The 19,691-nt window shown below is 36.8% G+C and carries 18 protein-coding genes and 1 other annotated feature; of the genes, 13 read left to right on the forward strand and 5 right to left on the reverse strand.

Annotated elements, in window-relative coordinates; genetic code table 11:
* Positions 1 to 5: 5 nt before the first annotated feature.
* Positions 6 to 284: a hypothetical protein gene (locus ACYQ73_RS21385; RefSeq protein WP_460014306.1), complete on the forward strand. Its 279-nt coding sequence runs from the start codon at positions 6 to 8 to the stop codon at positions 282 to 284.
* Positions 285 to 592: 308 nt separating this feature from the next.
* Here the strand turns inward: ACYQ73_RS21385 and ACYQ73_RS21390 are convergent, their stop codons facing one another.
* From ACYQ73_RS21390 to ACYQ73_RS21400, 3 genes are all read right to left on the reverse strand, one after another.
* Positions 593 to 1,921: a hemolysin family protein gene (locus ACYQ73_RS21390; protein WP_460014307.1), complete on the reverse strand. Its 1,329-nt coding sequence runs from the start codon at positions 1,919 to 1,921 to the stop codon at positions 593 to 595.
* Between the two features lie 908 nt (positions 1,922 to 2,829).
* Positions 2,830 to 3,246 carry a hypothetical protein gene (locus tag ACYQ73_RS21395; RefSeq protein WP_460014308.1) on the reverse strand — a complete coding sequence of 139 codons (417 nt, stop codon included), beginning with the start codon at positions 3,244 to 3,246 and terminating at the stop codon, positions 2,830 to 2,832.
* Between the two features lie 256 nt (positions 3,247 to 3,502).
* On the reverse strand, positions 3,503 to 3,706 hold the full coding sequence (locus ACYQ73_RS21400; RefSeq protein WP_100545624.1) for a YheE family protein: 204 nt from the start codon (positions 3,704 to 3,706) through the stop codon (positions 3,503 to 3,505).
* Between the two features lie 316 nt (positions 3,707 to 4,022).
* Between ACYQ73_RS21400 and ACYQ73_RS21405 the strand changes: the two genes are divergently transcribed.
* The 11 genes from ACYQ73_RS21405 (at position 4,023) to ACYQ73_RS21455 (ending at position 14,717) form a co-directional block, all read left to right on the forward strand.
* Complete coding sequence (locus ACYQ73_RS21405; protein ID WP_460014309.1) at positions 4,023 to 5,165, forward strand: DUF445 domain-containing protein; 1,143 nt, start codon at positions 4,023 to 4,025, stop codon at positions 5,163 to 5,165.
* Positions 5,166 to 5,182: 17 nt separating this feature from the next.
* On the forward strand, positions 5,183 to 5,527 hold the full coding sequence (locus ACYQ73_RS21410) for a YlbF family regulator (protein WP_460014310.1): 345 nt from the start codon (positions 5,183 to 5,185) through the stop codon (positions 5,525 to 5,527).
* A gap of 50 nt (positions 5,528 to 5,577) precedes the next feature.
* On the forward strand, positions 5,578 to 5,784 hold the full coding sequence (locus ACYQ73_RS21415; RefSeq protein ID WP_460014311.1) for a hypothetical protein: 207 nt from the start codon (positions 5,578 to 5,580) through the stop codon (positions 5,782 to 5,784).
* Between the two features lie 126 nt (positions 5,785 to 5,910).
* The gene (locus ACYQ73_RS21420; protein WP_460014312.1) at positions 5,911 to 6,573 is read left to right on the forward strand and encodes a ribonuclease H family protein; all 663 of its coding nucleotides are present in this window, start codon (positions 5,911 to 5,913) and stop codon (positions 6,571 to 6,573) included.
* A gap of 398 nt (positions 6,574 to 6,971) precedes the next feature.
* The gene (locus ACYQ73_RS21425; RefSeq protein ID WP_460014313.1) at positions 6,972 to 7,880 is read left to right on the forward strand and encodes a stalk domain-containing protein; all 909 of its coding nucleotides are present in this window, start codon (positions 6,972 to 6,974) and stop codon (positions 7,878 to 7,880) included.
* Positions 7,881 to 8,040: 160 nt separating this feature from the next.
* Positions 8,041 to 9,081: an LCP family protein gene (locus tag ACYQ73_RS21430; protein ID WP_460014314.1), complete on the forward strand. Its 1,041-nt coding sequence runs from the start codon at positions 8,041 to 8,043 to the stop codon at positions 9,079 to 9,081.
* A gap of 150 nt (positions 9,082 to 9,231) precedes the next feature.
* A complete protein-coding gene (locus ACYQ73_RS21435) occupies positions 9,232 to 10,737 on the forward strand; it encodes a coproporphyrinogen III oxidase (RefSeq protein WP_460014315.1) in 1,506 nt (501 codons plus the stop codon).
* A 193-nt stretch (positions 10,738 to 10,930) separates the two neighbouring features.
* On the forward strand, positions 10,931 to 12,064 hold the full coding sequence (locus tag ACYQ73_RS21440) for a glycerate kinase (protein WP_460014316.1): 1,134 nt from the start codon (positions 10,931 to 10,933) through the stop codon (positions 12,062 to 12,064).
* Between the two features lie 255 nt (positions 12,065 to 12,319).
* The gene (locus tag ACYQ73_RS21445; RefSeq protein ID WP_460014317.1) at positions 12,320 to 13,528 is read left to right on the forward strand and encodes an MBL fold metallo-hydrolase; all 1,209 of its coding nucleotides are present in this window, start codon (positions 12,320 to 12,322) and stop codon (positions 13,526 to 13,528) included.
* Positions 13,515 to 13,763 carry a DUF3006 domain-containing protein gene (locus ACYQ73_RS21450; protein WP_460014318.1) on the forward strand — a complete coding sequence of 83 codons (249 nt, stop codon included), beginning with the start codon at positions 13,515 to 13,517 and terminating at the stop codon, positions 13,761 to 13,763. The genes ACYQ73_RS21445 and ACYQ73_RS21450 overlap by 14 nt, the downstream gene beginning before the upstream one ends.
* A gap of 165 nt (positions 13,764 to 13,928) precedes the next feature.
* The gene (locus ACYQ73_RS21455; RefSeq protein WP_460014319.1) at positions 13,929 to 14,717 is read left to right on the forward strand and encodes an HAD family hydrolase; all 789 of its coding nucleotides are present in this window, start codon (positions 13,929 to 13,931) and stop codon (positions 14,715 to 14,717) included.
* 322 nt (positions 14,718 to 15,039) lie between these two features.
* On the opposite strand, the gene ACYQ73_RS21460 is transcribed toward ACYQ73_RS21455, so the two are convergent.
* Positions 15,040 to 15,225, reverse strand: a complete 186-nt coding sequence (locus ACYQ73_RS21460) for a hypothetical protein (protein WP_460014320.1) — start codon at positions 15,223 to 15,225, stop codon at positions 15,040 to 15,042.
* A 359-nt stretch (positions 15,226 to 15,584) separates the two neighbouring features.
* The gene (gene serA, locus ACYQ73_RS21465; protein ID WP_460014321.1) at positions 15,585 to 17,192 is read right to left on the reverse strand and encodes a phosphoglycerate dehydrogenase; all 1,608 of its coding nucleotides are present in this window, start codon (positions 17,190 to 17,192) and stop codon (positions 15,585 to 15,587) included.
* Between the two features lie 162 nt (positions 17,193 to 17,354).
* Positions 17,355 to 17,594: a binding site (T-box leader), on the reverse strand.
* A 408-nt stretch (positions 17,595 to 18,002) separates the two neighbouring features.
* On the opposite strand from serA, the gene ACYQ73_RS21470 reads away from it, so the two are divergent.
* Positions 18,003 to 19,655 carry an FAD-binding dehydrogenase gene (locus ACYQ73_RS21470; protein WP_460014322.1) on the forward strand — a complete coding sequence of 551 codons (1,653 nt, stop codon included), beginning with the start codon at positions 18,003 to 18,005 and terminating at the stop codon, positions 19,653 to 19,655.
* Positions 19,656 to 19,691: the final 36 nt, after the last annotated feature.

Consider the following 19,691-nt stretch of genomic DNA (forward strand, 5'->3'; position numbering starts at 1 on the left):
GTTGTTTGGCTAAGAAAAAAGTAGGAGACATTTTAAGTGTTTCATCGTTATTACCCGTCATAATAAGTGTTATTTTTTTCTATTTAAAAAGGGGGCCAGATTTTGATATTTATTTTGGTATCACCTTGTATAGCATTTTAGCAATCATCGGTATTATATTTGCAGTAGTCTCTTTGGTATTGTCTAAAAAACGTATTTTCGGTTGGATCGGTCTTTTCGCAAATGTATTACTTTTGGTTTATGCTTTTCTATTACAATTAGCAATGGGAATCGGTGAACCATAGACCTTTTTGGTGTTGAAGTTCAAACTGCACTACCGATCGCCACAAAGGCTGTTAATAGCGATACCACCGTGTCAGTTGGCTCCCATCGGGCATAATAAAACGACCCCCTTCTCGTGTAAGGGAGTCGTTTTTGCGATATATTTAAGTAGAAGCTCTTGAAACTATAGGCTGTGAGCAAAATACTATTTTTTGCCTGAATCGTATAAGCGTGATTTTTATCTTACCAAGGCAAATACGATAAGGCATTTTATCTTCTTTTAGCGCTTGTCCAAACGCAATTATGCCGAGACATAATAGATTTTAGTTAGTTACTCATCGTTGTCATTTGATAAATCACGTTCAGGTAATTTCAGAACTTCTAAGTATAAAATATGGTGACCATCTAATTCTTTTGCGATAAATTCATAACCTTGTTCTTCAATACTGTCTCCTTCGACTGCATCAAAGCGCATTGTCATGAACCAACCACCAATTGTATCAATATCATCATCTTCTATGTCGGTACCTAGCATATCATTTACGTTTTCTACTAGCATCTTCGCATCTAAAATAAAGTGATCTTCTGCAATTTCCTGAACCTCTGGAATTTCATCTTCATCGAATTCATCTTGAATGTCACCGACAATTTCCTCAATAATATCCTCAATCGTAACTAGACCAGATGTTCCACCATATTCATCCATTAAAATGGCCATATGAATGCGTTCACGCTGTATTTTTAGTAACAAATCGTTAATTTGCGTTGTTTCCATTACGCGAATAATTGGCTGCATATAGTCAATCACTAGCTTATCACCATTTGCAGGATCTTTAATGTAAGCAGTTAATAAGTGCTTCATATTGACTAAGCCGATAATATGGTCTTTGTCACCATCGATAACTGGGTAACGGGTATATTGCTCAACGCCCATTAAATCGAATACTTCTCTAATCGTTAGTTCTTTTTCAATACCGACGATTTCAGTACGTGGAACCATGATTTCTTTCGCAAGACGATCAGAGAACTCAAAAATACTGTTCACATATTCATATTCTGAAGTATTAATTTCTCCACCTTTTAAACTATCCGACAAAATCATTCGTAACTCTTCTTCTGTATGGGCTACTTCTGATTCTGACATCATTTTTAAACCGAAAAGGCCTGTTAAGCCACGTGCAGATCCGTTTAACAGCTTAATGATTGGATACGTAATGTTGTGGAATAAAATTAATGGGCCAGAAAGGTTTAATGTTACAAATTCTGCTTTTTGGATGGCAAGTGTCTTTGGCGCCAATTCCCCCATAACTACATGCATAAACGTTACAATTGAGAATGCAAGTATAAATGAAAGGACAGTAGTAAAATTTTCACTCAAATTTAGAAATTCAAACACTGGATTTAAGATAATCTTAAATGTAGGTTCACCAAGCCAACCTAGACCTAAAGCAGTGATCGTAATACCTAATTGACATGCAGATAAGTATTCATCTAAATCCGAAATTACACGTTTTGCATTTTTAGCTTTTTTATTCCCTTCGGCAAGCAATTGATCAATACGTGTAGATCTTACTTTAACGATTGCAAATTCAGTTGCAACGAAAAATCCTGTCATTATTATTAGTAGGGCAAATGCCACCAACCTTATGGTTATTTCCATTATGTCTCCGTCCAAATAATTCCTTTGTCCCCGCCCAAATGAGGGAGGTAAACAAAGTGTACACCTCCTATGATATTAAAAAATTGTTGAATGATTTAATCATAAAATATTTATAGGCAAAACACAAATATTGACAACAATTTTTTTAACTTCTTTCAGCGGGGGTCCAAACATCTGTACCTGTCGCTACGCTTTCGGTACAAAAAACATCCGCTGAGAGAAGTTAAAGCCCCCAGACGCAATTATGCCGAGGAATAATTGATTTGATCTTCACACCGTAAATTGAAAAAATTAAATAATTTCAAACACCAAAAGATTGAAAATAGAAATTTGTTATGCTAACTTTAAATATAGCAAAGAAGATAGTTTGTTTAGAGAAAGAAGCATTTAATCTCATATAAAACGACACGTCAAAAATCTCAAGAGAGCTATACTTGCGGATTTTTTTAAATGAATTATTTTTAATAGCAACAAAAAGGAGCCATCTCATTCATATGGGGTGGCTCTTTTGTTGTGTTGAAAATAAATTAGTCAAAGAAATCTATGTGGATGTCGTGGAAAGTCGCTTCGCTTTCGCAAAACATCTGTAGCTGAAGTTACGTTTTATGATTATAAATTAGAGTGATACGAAAAAATATACTTTAAGTAAAGAGGTTGATTGGAGTGGAGACTGGGCGACTCCATGGGGATTAGCAATAGAGGAACGAAGACTAAAAGCATCACATCCTGTGATAACGCCTTCGTGACCAACTTCGTGTTGGCCCGAGACCCTGCAGCGTAGCGAAGCGGCTCATCGGACGCCCCAGGAAAGCGCCCAGTCGGAACGGAAATCTGCCCCTTGTTTTAATGAAGAGCGATAATTTAAAGGAGCCAATTTCATTCATATGAGACGGCTCCTTCTGCTTTATTTATTGTTGTTGAAAACGTAATTTTAAGCACGCTTTTTCCACATCGTGAAGCGTTTCTTTAAACGGTATTTCACCTGAGTAAAGTGCAATTGTAACAGGTGCTTTTTCTGTTATACCTTGCTGTGTAAAAAGATAATTTTTGCCATTATACGTTAAATATATATTTTTTACAGGCCTTTTTCCGAAAGTACTAGTAGATGAATCGAAAAATCCTTTTAATTGACTGCAGTATTCATTGTAGAAATCACTTTTAAAGCCAGAAAGAGCCTCAAATTTTTTACTATCAATAGCTTCAGCCTCATTCGCTAACTCGAAAATTTTAGCGGAAAATTCGGAAAAAACTTCTTTTACTTTTGCACGAATTAATGCTTTTGAATTATAACTGTTTAAGTCATCAGAAAGAGTGACTTTACTCATTGAAATAGCCTCCTGCATAAAAAACCTTTAATTCTTAATAACATAAATGTATAAGAAAAATAAGGGAATTTCAATATACATAAACAATATTAAGCTAATAGCAGTGCTAAAATTAGTAAAAAATAGGTGTTTTTATGCAATAACGGCGCAAGAAAATACTACTTTTATCTTTATTCAGAAAAAGTTTTGGCGACAGCTGTAAGTTTTTCTGTGCGAAAGCGAAGCGACAGCAACAATTACGCCAAGGCGAAATTGATCAGTCGTAAACATGGTACAACATAAGCTCATGAATCATTTTTTTTACATCCTCTTCGTTTGGAGGGATCGCTCCATTCCATTGGATAACGCCATCTTTTAAGTACTCCGCTGAATAACGTTCACGTTGATAAAAGAAAGAAATAGACCAACCTGGAAGCTGAGAATTTTCAAATAAAGGCTTAAAGCTAAAATGCTGAATCATAACCAAACCCCATTTCTTATATATGTAGTTAATATTATTCAAGGATAGTGGTAATTTTGCAACTACAAATCTCATTCCTATCAGTAATGAGCTGAAAAAGGATTTTTTGTTGATATTTTGCTTATACTACTCGAATCCCGCATTAAAGCAAGTAGCCCATAGCGGAAATCAGTATTTTTCAAATTAATAAAGATGGATAAAAAAGTTAATCTAATAGAGGGTAATTCTTTCGTAGAAAATCATTGCTCTGCTATAATTAGTGCAGCAGGCGACAAAATACGCCAATAGTGAATACAATTGAAATGAGAGGATACTAATGGATAATTTTCTAGTGACATTAATATTTATGGCCGTTATCGGTGCTGCAATCGGTGGTGTAACGAATCACCTCGCTATTAAAATGCTTTTTCGACCACATAAAGCTATATATATTAAAAATTGGCGCGTGCCATTCACACCAGGTCTTATTCCGAAACGGCGTGACGAATTAGCAAAGCAACTTGGGCTAACGGTTGTGAATTATTTATTAACACCAGAAACTTTTAGAAAGAAATTTTTCTCAAAGGATATTCAGGAAAAGGTAGAACAGTTTGTACAAACAAAGGTAGAAGAAACGATTTTTACAAATGATAAAACAATTCAAGATTGGCTATCAATAGCTGGGTTTTCCAATATGCCAGCAACAATTGAGCGGAAGGTAGAAGCAATTGTTGAGGGACAATTTGAGTCAGTTAAGAATACACTATCAACAAAATCAATTCGTACACTACTATCAGCAGATATTCAAAATACTATTGATGCAAAGATACCAGTAGCGGTTGATCATATTTTAGAAAAAGGTGAGGATTATTTTTTATCACCTGAGGGCGAACTGACAATTAAGGCGATGATTGATGACTTCTTATCGTCAAAAGGATCACTTGGTGGAATGATTAATATGTTTTTAGGTGATTCTTCGTCGCTCATAGGAAAGGTTCAACGTGAACTTGTGAAACTTTTACAGGCACCAGGAACATCAACATTACTAACGAAAATTTTTACTCAAGAATTAGAAAAATTGAAAGATCGCCCAGCAATGGATTTCTTAAAGGATATTCGTTTTGAACAAATATTATTGAAATTACAAACTTACGTAAAAGAACAATTAGCAGTTGAAGAGCGTTTGAATTATCCTATTTCGCATTACTGGCCAGAAGGTAATTCATGGATGAAGGAAACAGTAATCCCACAAATGATTGAAAAAGCTTTTGTAAAAGCTGAAGATAAATTAGAAGATGTGTTGAAACGCTTAAATTTACAAGAAGTAGTACGTGAGCAGGTTGATTCTTTCCCTGTATCGAAATTAGAGGAGCTTGTACTAGGTATTTCAAAGCGTGAGTTTAAAATGATTACAGTACTTGGTGCAGTTCTTGGTGGATTGATTGGGATTGTGCAAGGGTTAATTGTTTACTTCATTTAAAAAGGAGAATTATGTTTATGATTAATATTTACAATGAAATTAATGCGTTAGAGGCAACTTTACGTAAAACACCTGAATTTGAAGCGTTGAAAGAAGCAGTGACAGCTGTTAAGGAAGATGCAGAGGCAGTAAATTTATTCAAAAATTTCCGTAAGGTTCAAATTGACCTACAGAAAAAGCAATTAACTGGCGAAGATATTTTGGAAGATGAACTTGTATACGCGCAAAAAGCAGCACAGCTTGCACAGCAAAATGCAAAAATTTCTGCAATGCTTGAGGCAGAAATGAAGCTAAGTAAGATCATTGAAGAAGTAAACCGCATTTTAATAAAACCTATTCAAGCATTGTATGAAGAATTTTAACAGCGAAGAAAAACATCCAAGCGGCGGAAAAGTATGATTTAGCGGCGAAGTTGAACATCAAAGCGGCGGAAAAGCATAATTTAGCGGCGAAGTTGAACATCCAAGCGGCGGAAAAGCATAATTTAGCGGCGAAGTTGAGCATCAAAGCGGCGGAAAAGCATAATCTAGCGGCAATGTTCAACATCAAAGCAGCAAAACAACAGGTTCTAGCGTCACAAACGAGAGCTCTGAAAAAACAGATGCTATCATCGATCTGATCAAATAGCTTTCTTAGGCATAAAAATACTAATAGTTGCACATATAACAAGTAAGAAGAAAAACGTGTTTCCGCAAGCCGGAGCACGTTTTCAATTTATGGCTCAATATCTATTGGAGGTTATATTATGCATGTAATCATTGAATGGACCTATAAAGCGAAAAAGGGTGCTGAAACTGTTTTACGTTCAGAAGAAATGCCAGCAGCTCAAGCATTACTACTTGCAGAGGACATGGAGCGGACAGGGAGAGTAAAATCGCTGCATTGTGTCGATCGACAGGATACAAATTGGTCTTTAAAGGAACTCAAGGCATATTTAAAGGAAATTGACACTGAGCCACACAATATTACAGTCTATTTTGATGGGGGCTTTGATCGTGCAACAAATCAATCGGGCCTAGGCTGTGTGGTTTATTATGAGCAAAATGGCAAGCCATATCGATTACGACAAAATTCTTTTTCGGCAGAGCTTAAATCCAACAATGAGGCAGAATACGCAGCGCTTTATTTGGGATTAGTCGAGCTTGAACTATTGAATGTTCACCATTTGCCCGTTTGTTTCACTGGTGATTCCCAAGTTGTTATCAATCAATTGAGCGGAGAATGGCCGGCACTTGAAAAGAATTTATCTAGCTGGGCAGATAAAATTGATGCAAAACTAGAGGAACTCAGTATTCAACCAGAGTACAAGCTTATATCACGTAAAGAAAATTCTGAAGCCGATCGCCTTGCAACTCAAGCATTAAACGGTATCGATATTACAGGATTAAGGGAAATGATAAAGGAGTAGGTATTAATACTCCAAAAGAAAAGAGGATAGGACAAAACTAGTCAAAACTTTAAAAAGTGCGAGAAATCAATTTTCGAAACATTGATTTCTCGCACTTTTCTTATGTGAAATTTCTTGACCAAGGATCTTACCGCTTCGCTTCGCAAAAAAACATCTGTGTTGCTGCCGCTACGTTGCACTACGCTTTCGCACAAAAAACATCTGTTGCTGCCGCTACGTTGCACTACGCTTTCGCACAAAAAAACATCTGTTGCTGCCGCTACGTTCCATTCGTTATTGCTAATTATAATCGATATTCACTTGTAAATGGTTTTTATCACAAATTTTCCTGTTTTTAATGAAACTTTTACCATTCTAAAACTACTACTACTATGAACCTAATAATAAGGAGAGATTTTATGAACATGAAAAAATTTGCACCTGCAGCAATGACAGCATTATTATTTGGAAGTGTAGTAATACCAGTCGCTTCGGCAAAAGAAAATCCGACAGAGACAGAACAACAACTACCACAAATTCAAATTGATCCTGTTCACATTTTCAATACTACTTATGGAACAGTTGAAAAAGTCAATTCTAGTGGGAAAATTACATATTTCACAGTAAAAGATGCCGATCAAACAAACATTTTAGAGATAACAAAAGAGACACTTGTTTTCGATAATACAGGTAAAAAAGTGGAGCTTAAAGAAGGGGATAAAATAGTAGCTTATACATTTGCGAACAAGCCACAAAAATTAATTTATCCACCACAATTCGATCCCGATGTTGTCATTGTTGAAACTAAGGAAGCTGGATTTGTTGAAGTTGATTACTTCTTTGAAAACCTAACAAATACTTATGATATGTTAAAATTAAGCATTGGTGAAAACACGGAGCTTTTAAATACGACGGGAGAGAAAGTTACAGCTAAAGATTTAGTAGAGAAGAACTTAGTTGTTTTTTATACAGCTTCAACAAAAAGTATCCCCGCTCAAACAACCCCTTCGAAAGTAATTGTTCTTGATGACGAATCAGGAAATACTGTAGATGCAGAAATAGCAGAAATAATCGCGACAGATTATTATGAAGTTGATGGAACAAAGATGGTTCCGTTGCGTTTGATTGCCGAAAAGCTTGGTTATACAGTGGAGTCAACAGGTAAGGGTGCAATTGTATCTAAAGGTAATTTATCTTACACAATTACTCGTGGAGAAAAAATGTTTGGTTATAACAAAGCATTACGCTCACTTAATGCAGCCCCTGCTTTGTTAGGAGGTAATAAAACATATGTACCAGTTGAATTTGTAGAGGAATACTTAAAATAATTTTAAAAATCCCCATAAAGGTAGATTTACCTTTATGGGGATTTTTAGAATTTAATTTCCAAAAATATTTATTATAGGAAACTCTAAAGGACAAACAGCGTCTTAATTAAGGGAGAAAATGACTTTACTTCAGGAATTCAAATAGAAGAGAGGATTTAATTTGGAAAGAAAAACTAGAAGCTCTAAAAAAGCGAAACCTAAAAATAAAGTTTTTAAAATAACCTTACTAGTAATATTAATTTCACTATTAACCGTAACTAGTTATGGAGCTTATGCGTTTGTTAAATTTAAAAATGCTTATGATAGTTCAAAGGTCGATTTAAATAGAGCAGGAAATAAATCAGAGCTTAGGGAAGAGGATGTATCATTTAAAAAAGATCCGATCTCAATTCTATTATTGGGGGTTGAAAATTATTCTAGTAAGACGAAGGATGGTCGGGCAGACACTCAAATGGTCATTACCTTAGACCCGGATACATCTGAAATAAACTTAATTACAGTACCTCGAGATGCAAGAGTAAAAATTGAAAATGCAGGGGAATATACAGGTATACATAAAATCAATGCCGCTTATAATTACGGATCAATTACAGGCTATGGGGCAATTAAGCTGCAATTAGAGACAGTTGAAAAATTCCTTAATATACCGATAGATAACTTTATTGCAGTAAACTTTGATGGCTTTAGAGATATTGTCGATGCTTTAGGTGGAGTAACAATAGATGTAAAAGAGGACTTCTGGGAAGATAATATTTACGATAGAAAACAAAGGATAGAATTTCATAAAGGAGAGGCACATTTAAACGGGGAAGAGGCACTTGCATTTGTAAGAATGCGATACAGACCTGTTAATGCTTCATACTCACGCGAAGAGAGACAAAGACAATTTTTGACTGCAACAATTAATCAAGCAAAATCGACGAATACAATATTTAAAATTGGTCAAATTGCAGATATTTTAGGGAAAAACGTAGAAACAGATTTAAACCCTAATGAAATCTACGCACTCCAAAAGCAATATTTGAGTTCTAAAAACATATCTACGAAATCGTTAGAAATAAAAGGAGAAGATCAATATATCGGTAAATTTTCTTATTTTATACCCGATATGGAAGGCTTGGAGAAAGTAAGCATGGAATTAAGAAAAATTCTTAAACTAAAAGAAGAGAAATTCAAAACAAATGTGGCAATAGATAATTAAAAGATAAGAATCCATTTTGATAAATTTTTTCAAAATGGATTTTTTGTATCGGTAGACAGAATGTTCTGTTATTATTTCTGGCTTTGCTTAACGTAATAAAAATTTGTTAAACTATTGGTACTGTAATTTTGAGAGAAAAGAGCGAAGAAAATGAAAATTATTCACATAGATCAAAAATATCCTGAGGATTGGATTCGTGTATTAAATCATATTGCGAATTTATTTTTTGAGGATTCCAAGTTAAAGGTAGAGTCTGAAGGAACAGATATGGCAGTATCATTCGAACATAACGTTGGGGATGATTTCTCGATTTCTACTAAAGCTGAGCTCAAAGTAGACGGTAAGCGTTATACGAATGATTACCGTATTCAATATGAATCTGAAGCTGAGGGACGTGAGCTAAATATTCGTATGAAGCGTGCTTTGTCTCACGTATTTTTAGATGTGTTAGAGCAACATACGGGAATGCATCAGCAATGGGGAATTTTAACGGGTGTTCGTCCAACGAAGCTTTACCATAAATTCCGAAAGGCTGGGAAGAGTGAGGAAGAAATTGCAGATATTCTTATTCGTGATTTCCGTCTGTCGGAAGAAAAGGTAGCGCTACTAAAAGAAATAGTTGCTCGTCAGTTAGTGACGATTCCTGATATAGATGAAATCGGTAAAGAAATAAGTATTTATATCGGCATTCCTTTCTGCCCGACTAAATGTGCCTATTGCACGTTCCCAGCCTATGCGATTGGCAGCAATCGAAAACAAGGTCGTGTTGCTACATTTTTAGATGGGCTGCATATTGAATTACGTGAAATGGGAAAATGGCTGAAGGAAAATAATATGAAAATCACGTCCATTTATTGGGGTGGTGGTACACCGACATCTATCGAGGCACATGAAATGGATGCACTCTATCAGACGATGCATGAATCCTTCCCGCATCCTGAGACAATCCGTGAAGTAACTGTCGAAGCGGGTAGACCTGATACGATTACGCCTGAAAAACTAGACGTGTTAAAAAAATGGGGCATTGACCGTATAAGTGTTAATCCTCAATCGTATACAGATGAAACACTTAAAGCAATTGGTCGTCATCATACGGTACAGGAAACAATTGATAAGTTTTGGTTAGCACGTGAATCAGGCATGAATAACATTAATATGGATTTAATTATTGGTTTACCGAATGAAGGAATTGAAGAGTTCCAACATTCATTAGATGAATCTGCAAAAATGCAGCCAGAATCGCTAACTGTACACACATTATCATTTAAACGTGCATCGGAAATGACACGTAATAAGGATAAATACAAGGTAGCAGACCGTGATACTGTTGCACAAATGATGCATATGGCACAAGTATGGACGAAGGAAAATGATTATGTACCATACTACTTATATCGTCAAAAAAATATTTTAGGTAATTTAGAAAATGTCGGCTACAGTAAAGCTGGCGAAGAGAGCATCTATAATATTGTCATAATGGAAGAAGTACAGACAATTTTAGGGATTGGCTGTGGAGCATCCTCTAAATTTGTACATCCTGAAACAGGGAAGATTGCACAGTTCCATAATCCAAAAGATCCAGCTGCCTACATCATGACGTTTGAAGAGGCAATCGGTAAAAAAATCGAGTTTTTAGACGAATTATATAAGGCATAAAAAATGATGGCAATCTGACGTAGTATATTCAGATTGCCTCTTTTATTCCGATAAATCTCGATAATGTTCCGATAAAGTTGGAAAACATTCCGATAAAATCGCAAAATGTTCCGATAAATTTAAAAATCATTCCGATAAATCTCAGGCAAATTTCTAATCTGAATTTTATAATGATTGTAAAAGGAGGTATAACATGAAAGTCGTTATTAGTCCAGATTCCTATAAGGGGACTTTGTCAGCCAGCGATGTGGCTAAAGCAATGCAGGCAGGAATTTTAGATGTTGATCCATCAATTGAAACAATCATTTTACCAATTGCAGACGGTGGTGAAGGAACACTAGAATCACTTGTTGCCTCAACAAATGGTCGATATATTTCACAACATGTGCTTGACCCATTAGGGAGAGTAATTGAAGCGAAATATGGTGTTCTCGGTGATAATGAAACATGCGTTATTGAAATGGCTCAGGCATCCGGTATTATGCTGTTACAGGAGAAAGAAAAAAATCCTGAGCTTGCATCAACGTACGGAACGGGGCAGTTCATCAAGGCCGCTCTTGATGAAGGGTTTAGGAAATTTATTATCGGAATTGGCGGTAGTGCTACAAATGATGCTGGTATAGGCATGTTAAAGGCTCTTGGACTGCGATTGAAAAAAGAAGACGGCACTTTAATTGCTGATGGGGTTTCAGCACTATTAGGTTTAGCTTCAATTGATGTTAGTCAGCTAGATCCCCGATTGGCTGAAGCAACGTTTAATATTGCATGTGATGTTGATAATCCATTGATTGGAGAGCGTGGGGCAACAGCTGTTTTTGGACCTCAAAAAGGTGTGAAAGCGCATCAAATTGCTTATTTTGATAGTTGCTTAAAGCAGTTTGCAGACATTGTTGAAAAGCAATTTGACATCCGACTGCACGACTACAGAGGAGCAGGTGCTGCAGGTGGAATGGGAGGCGCATTAATAGCATTTTTAAACGGCAGTTTTCATGCAGGTATTGAGATTGTGATGAATGCAGTACAGTTGAAAAAGCAGTTAAAAGGTGCCGAGTTTGTTATGACAGGTGAAGGAAAGTCGGATCGTCAAACATTACATGGGAAAGCACCGATAGGAGTGGCGAAGGCTGCAACATTAGCGAATGTACAGGCTATCTTATTGTCAGGGGCAATAGATGAAAATGATAAACCTGCGTTGCTCGAATATTTTACTGTTGTTGAATCATTAGTAGATGAAAATATTAGTGTCCAACAGGCAATGCAAGAACCTTATTATTTTATTCGCATGAAAACAAAGGAAATGTTTAGGAATTATATACAAAATGGATGAAAAATTAAGTCTGTCACTAAGAGTTAGGGATGACATTAGCAATTTAAATAAGTTGATTGGAGTGGAGGCTGGGCGACTCCTTAGGGATTAGCGTCACAGATGAGACCCTGGAGCGAGCAAAGCGAGTGAAGCGGCTCATCGGACGCCCCCAGTCGGAACGGAAATCAACCCCATGTGATGGATTTTAGTTTAATTGAAAAAGGGAGTATATCATCTCTTTTTTGTATAATAGAAAAATAGAAAGGAAGTTAGTAAATGAAAAAATTAATAGTAGTGCTCCTTTGTATTTTTTTATTAGCAGGCTGTACGGAGACATTAAATACGGAGAAAGTATCCGTCACTGCGGGACATGAAATGCGCGTACATTTTATTGATGTAGGACAAGGAGATTCGATTTTTATTGAATCCCCAAACGGCAAGACAATGCTTGTTGATGGAGGCGTTAAAGGAGCTGGGCAAAAGGTTGTTTCCTATTTGAAGGAGCTTGGTGTGAACAAGCTTGATATAGTGGTCGCAACCCATCCCGATGCAGACCATATCGGTGGTTTAATTCCTGTGTTGAATTCGTTAGATATCGGACAATTTTATGATTCAGGGAAGGTACATACATCTCAAACTTTTGAAGAGATGCTGACACTAATTGATACGAAGAATATTCCTTATAATGTTCCGAAAACAGGCGATAGTATAGCGTTTGATGATGATATTAATGTGAAGGTGTTAAATGCCAATGAACATGCAACAGATAATAATGATGCTTCCATTGTCTTAAAAGTTGCTTATGGCAATGTATCATTTTTATTAACAGCCGACGCGGGAATAGCGTTAGAAAAAGAGATGATGCAGAACGATGTGAAAGCAACGATTTTAAAGGCAGGTCATCATGGCTCTAACACGAGTAGCTCTGCGGAGTTCATTCAGAAAGTGCAGCCTGAGGTGACAATTTTAAGCTATGGAGAGGGCAATAAGTATGGTCATCCGCACGCTGAAGTAGTTGAGCGTTTACAAGCAATTGGCAGTAAAATTTACGCAACTGCAGAAGCAGGAACTGTTATCGTATCAACAGATGGGGTAAACTATGACGTGAATTCGAAAGAAATGTCAGGAACAATTGCCTCGGAACCACAAACAACTAGTTCAAGTGTCTCAATACCAAAAGCGACTAGTGCAAGTGTTGAGATTATTAGTAAGGACTTAATAGAAGAAGTAGTAGGCATTAAAAATAATGGTAATGAAGCAGTGTCTTTAAAAGATTGGCAGCTAATATCGATTGAAGGGAATCAAGTTTTTAACTTCCCGAATGTGACATTGCAGCCAGGGAAGACGATTTATGTCACAAGTGGCTCAAATGCACGAGACGGTCAAAATTATTTAAAGTGGACAAAGAAACAGATTTGGCTAAATGATGGGGATGCTGCACAATTACGTAATGTGAAAGGGGAACTTGTTAGTGAGCTCGACTAAATACACCTTAGACCGTATTGAAGATGGATATGCAGTTTTTTTGAAGTACCCAGAGGAAGAGGATCAGCTAATCATTTTACAATCTGCCATGAATAAACCAGTACAGGTTGGCGATCGCGTGCTAATTGAAGAAATTGATGGCATCTATCAAATTGAAATTTTAAAGGAAGAAACTGAGCAAAAAAAGCTCGAAATACAAAGCTTAATGGGTAGATTACGTAAGAAAAATCAATAGTCATAGAATGAAGAAAAGACTGGGAATAGGCTCATCACTAGAAGATGGTGATGAGCCTATTTTATGACGGGCCAACTCGAGCACGAAAATGCCTAAAACGCTATGCTAAATATTTTGAATATATGCTAAAATAATTATACTAATAGGAAGCTAGGAGCTGACACAATGTCAATTAACACAATTATTTTTGATTTAGATGATACGCTATTATGGGATAAAAAATCTGTCAAAACAGCATTTGAGAAAACGTGTGAATATGCAGCAACAATACATAATGTGAATCCGGCTGAGCTAGAGGAATCAGTGCGTAAAGAAGCACGTGCACTTTACGAAGGCTATGAAACATATGATTATACGGTGTTAATCGGCATTAACCCATTCGAAGGACTTTGGGGAACATTCGACGATCCAACAGATTCTTTCCAAAAGATGAAAAATATCGTACCAGGCTATCGTACAGAAGCATGGACAAAAGGCTTAGCAGCTCTTGGCATTGATGATGCACAATTAGGGGCGGAGCTAGGGGAGCGCTTTGTCGCAGAGCGTAAAGTGTCACCATTCTTATATGAAGATACTTTTGATGTGCTAGATAAGCTGAAAGGAAAGTATCAACTCGTATTACTAACAAACGGAGCACCAAGTTTACAAAATTTAAAGCTAAAAATAACACCGGAAATCGCGCCATATTTTGATCATATTATTATCTCTGGGGACTTTGGTAAAGGAAAACCAGATGCCTCTATTTTTGAACATGTAATGGAGAAAGCGGGTATTACTGCAGACGATGCGATCATGGTTGGAGATAATTTAAATACTGATATTTTAGGTTCATCTCGTGTTGGTATGCGCAACGTTTGGATCAATCGTGAAAACAGTGCAATAAATGGCGTTGTCACTCCAACATATGAGGTTGATTCTTTAACTGCATTATTAGAACTTGTAAATAAGCTATAAAGTAAAAAATGTACTGATTCATCAAAGGATCAGTACATTTTTTTGTCTCTTGAAGTTTATCGAAATATATATTAAAGGTGTACATAATATGCAAGATATAGCAATGTAAAAGCTATTGCAATACAAAGTTGTACAACGGCACTCACCTGCTTTTTTACGATAATAAATTTGCATAAGAGAGTAGAACGTAAATAAGCCGTATATAATCGTAGCGTGTATGGAATGCATCAGTAAATAGATAGCAAATAATAGACCTGCAAACAAAACTAGCATGATGGCATTGGCGATGGCATGTTTGACAGTAGCCGCAACAAAACGCCGTTTAATATGAGGCATTCTTTTTTTTGGCATGCCATAGTGTGAAGTGCGCAAGCAATACAAAGATATTACTAATAAGAAACTTGATGGAACGTTTATCATCATAGTAGTACTCCAGTGAATCAAATCCGTTGTCGAATTGAATTGCTTGTTCAGTTGCGATATTAAAGAAAGTATCATCGTTAAGCACCTTCCATTTCTCTTGAGTTCCATCAGAATAGACAATCAATACGTCATGAGGTGTAAAGTAACCATTAGCTTCTCACTGTTGAGCGGTTACTGAAATTGAAGGTGCATGTTCCATTTGTTCTTGTAGCTGACTTAAAAGTCGTTTATTTGTATAACATTCCTGAGGTACATAAAGGCATGAAGCTTTTTATCTGTGCGAAAGCATAGCGACAGCAACAACAAATGTTTTATCTGTAGAGAAAGCGAAGCGGCAGCTACAAAGCGCCCAGTCGGAACGGAAATCAACCCTACGTTAAGATGATAATCTCCAAAAATAAAAAAGCAGAGAGTATTTGTACTCCCTGCTTATAAATCAGTATATTATAGGTTAATCGCTTTTACTTCATCAATATTTTCAAGCTTTGCAACGAATGTTAAATCTTCTTCTGTTACAGTATTGTCGATTGTTAACATCATGACAGCTGTACCGCCAACTTGTGCACGACCAACTTGCATTGTTGCGATGTTTACATCTTTTTCTGCTAGCTTTGTTGCTACGCGGCCGATTGCACCTGGTTTGTCAGTATTTTTAATGTAAAGAAGGTGACCTTGTGGAATAACGTCAACAACATAGTCTTCTACTTTAACAATACGTGCACCTAAACCATTTAATAATGTACCAGCAACTGTGTGTGTTTCGTTCACTGTTTTAATTTCAATTGTAATTAAGCTAGTGAAGCCTTTAGCAGTTGTTGTTTTATGCTCATTAATTTTCATGCCGATACGTTCAGATAGGTAGCGAGCATTTACGTCATTCACATGATTACCGTGGTTTTTAGCTAATAAGCCTTTTAACGCGTTTGACGTTAATGGACGTACATCATAATTTGCTACTTCACCAGCATAAGATAAGTTGATTTCTTTTACAGGCTCAGTTGTAAGTTGAGATAAGAATGAACCTAGTTTTTCAGCTAATTCAAAGAATGGCTCGACTTGTGCAAGTAACTCTTTTGGAATAGATGGCATGTTTACTGGGTTAGTTACAGTACCTGTTTTATAGAATTTAATGATATCGTTTGAAACGTCTACAGCTACAGACTCTTGTGCTTCAATTGTAGATGCACCTAAGTGAGGTGTTGCGATTACTTGTGGTAAAGTAAGTAGCTTGTGATCTGTTGCTGGCTCAGATACGAATACGTCAAGAGCAGCACCTGCTACTTTACCTTCTACGATTGCATCGTATAAATCATCCTCATTGATAATACCGCCACGTGCACAGTTAATGATACGCACGCCATCTTTCATCATAGCGAATTTTTCTTTGTTAATAAGGTTGCGTGTTTCAGGAAGAAGTGGTGTGTGTACTGTAATGAAATCTGCAGTTGCACAAATTTCTTCAACTGTTGATTTTGTTACCCCTAACTCTTTAGCGCGTTCATCTGTTAGGAATGGATCGTATGCCATAACGTTCATGCGTTGACCTTTTGCACGATAAGCAACTTCAACACCGATACGACCGAAGCCTACAACACCTAGCGTTTTATTTTTAAGCTCAACCCCAACATAAGATTTACGATCCCATTTACCATTTTTAAGTGTATTGAATGCTTGAGGGATGTGACGAGCAAGTGAAGTCATCATTGCAATAGTGTGCTCAGCAGCAGAGTTCGTGTTACCGTCTGGTGCATTCACGACGATAATGCCATGTTCAGTTGCAGCAGTTAGATCAATGTTGTCTACACCTACTCCAGCACGTCCGATAAGTTTTAAGCTTTTAGCCGCTTCAATTACTTCACGTGTTACCGTTGTTTGAGAACGTACTAGTAAAACATCTACATCCGCAATTTTTGCGATTAATTCTTCTGGTGCAAGACCAGTATCAACAATGATATTTAAGTCTAAATCTTGTTCTTGTCGTAGTGGGAAAATACCATCTTCACTTAGTGGGTCAGCGATAAATACGTTAATTGTTTTAGTTGCAGTAGTCATTTGTAATTAGCTCCTTTTAATAAAAATTTTTTAGTGTTCTTTATATACGAAACAGTCTGAAATTTGTAAAACTAAATATCTTACAGCATGCAAACAATCTCCTTTCTAGAATAAAAAACAATAAAAAAGCCTTCCGCGCCTTACAAACACAAAGATTGTGTTGTAAGGGGCGAAAGGCTGAATAAATATTGGTTCGCGGTACCACCCTTAATCACTGCTTGAAAGATTTCTAGCAGTCTTAGCAATATGCGTAACGTGCATGTGACGGATAAGCTTACTTTGGAGATGTTCGGCTTATCTATTCAGGAGTGGAACTATTATCGTAGAAATCGCTGATTTACACCAACCATCAGCTCTCTTTGGATTTTCTTGCGACTAGCATGTCTCCGTCGTTATATTTTCGTGTGATTAAATTTGTTAACATCATAATCCTTATTGTTCACCTTTGTCAACAATATTTCTGAAAAAGATTAAAAAACTTGACTTCAGAAGTCGAGAAAGTAACTAAAAACGAACTTTATATTGTTTTATCCAGATTATCGTTCGTCTTTTTGGGAGAGACAATGAAAGCGCTACCGATAGATGTTAAGTCAGATTACATGGGCGTTTAACAAATATTTGAGGTCGGAAATTATACGGAAATATATTGGGATTAAATGGACTACGTGAATTGAAACTTTCTTGGTTTAGTGGAAGAAAGCGAACATTTTTTTCTTGTCACAATTTCGTCAAATTTACAATGTGTAGAAGGTAAACGATCCTTTAGAGAAGAATGTAAGTAATGAAAGATTGATTTTTAGGGGGTATAGAATGATGTATGATGTAGCAATTGTCGGTGCAGGACTGGCAGGATTAGTAGCTGCCTGTGAGTTAGCGGATGCAAAGAAAAAAATTGTTTTAGTAGATCAAGAACCTGAAAATTCAATGGGAGGACAGGCATTCTGGTCCTTTGGCGGTATATTTTTAGTAAATTCACCCGAGCAAAGAAGGCTTGGTATTAAAGATAGTAAAGAGCTTGCATGGCAAGATTGGCAAGGAACGGCTGGCTTTGATCGCTTGGAGGATGAAGATTCGTGGGCGTATAAATGGGCCAAGGCTTATGTAGATTTTGCAGCTGGTGAAAAATATAGTTGGTTAAAGTCTATGGGTATTAAGTTTTTCCCTGTCGTCGGTTGGGCAGAACGTGGTGGATCATTAGCAGGTGGCCACGGAAATTCAGTTCCTAGATTTCATATTGTTTGGGGAACTGGACCAGGCATTGTAAAGCCTTTTGCTGAAAAAGTGAAAAAAGCCATAAAGGATGGATATATAGATTTTAAACCAAGACATCGTGTAGATGAGTTTATTCAACAAGATGGAAGGATTACAGGGATTAGTGGAACAGTTTTGGCTCAAAGCTATGCAATTCGCGGTGAAAAAAGCTCTAGGCTAGGCATTGGCGAATTTTCTTATGAAGCGGGAGCGGTTATTGTGGCGAGCGGTGGGATAGGGGCAAATTTTGATTTAATCAGAAAAAATTGGCCTGCTCGACTTGGTACACCACCCAAAAATATGGTCAGTGGTGTCCCTGCTTATGTCGATGGCAGAATGTTAGAAATTACTGAGCATGCGGGGGGACGTATCGTTAATCGAGACCGCATGTGGCATTATACAGAAGGCTTGAAAAATTGGGACCCTATTTGGCCAAATCACGGCATTCGAATTTTGCCTGGCCCTTCATCATTATGGTTTGATGCAGAAGGCAATCGATTTGGAGCACCCAATTTTCCGGGTTTTGATACGTTAAGCACATTAGAGGCAATTCAAAAAACAGGTTATGATTACTCGTGGTTTATTTTAACTGAAAAAATTATTGAAAAAGAATTTGCATTATCAGGCTCTGAACAAAACCCTGATTTAACAAATAAAAGTATTAGTGATGTTTTGAAACGTGTTTTGCCAGGAGCACCGGGTCCAATTCAGGCATTTAAAAATCATGGTGAGGATTTTGTTGTTGCAAATGATTTAAAGGAGTTAGTTGAAGGGATGAACAAGTTGGCTGGCAATGATCTTCTTGATTTTATCAAAATAAAAGAGCAAATTTTAGCAAGGGGTCGTGAAATGGACAATAAATTTACAAAGGACTTACAAGTTAATGCTATTCATGGCGCAAGAAACTATGTTGGTGATAAATTTGTGCGCGTTGCGAAGCCCCACAAAATATTAGATCCCCAAAATTGGCCACTTATTGCGGTACGTTTAAATATTTTAACGCGTAAAACATTAGGAGGCTTACAGACAAATTTGAATGGTGCGGTGTTAGGAATAGATAGTCAGCCTGTACCGGGTTTATTTGCAGCTGGGGAAGTTAGTGGTTTTGGCGGTGGCGGTGTACACGGTTACCGTGCTTTAGAAGGGACATTTGTTGGTGGTTGTTTATTTAGTGGCCGACAGGTAGGGCGTTACTTGGCAAAAGGACAATGAAGACAAATTTGAGGCGGGATTTAGAAAGCGGTAGAG

The sequence above is a fragment of the Lysinibacillus sp. CTST325 genome (genome assembly GCF_054665055.1).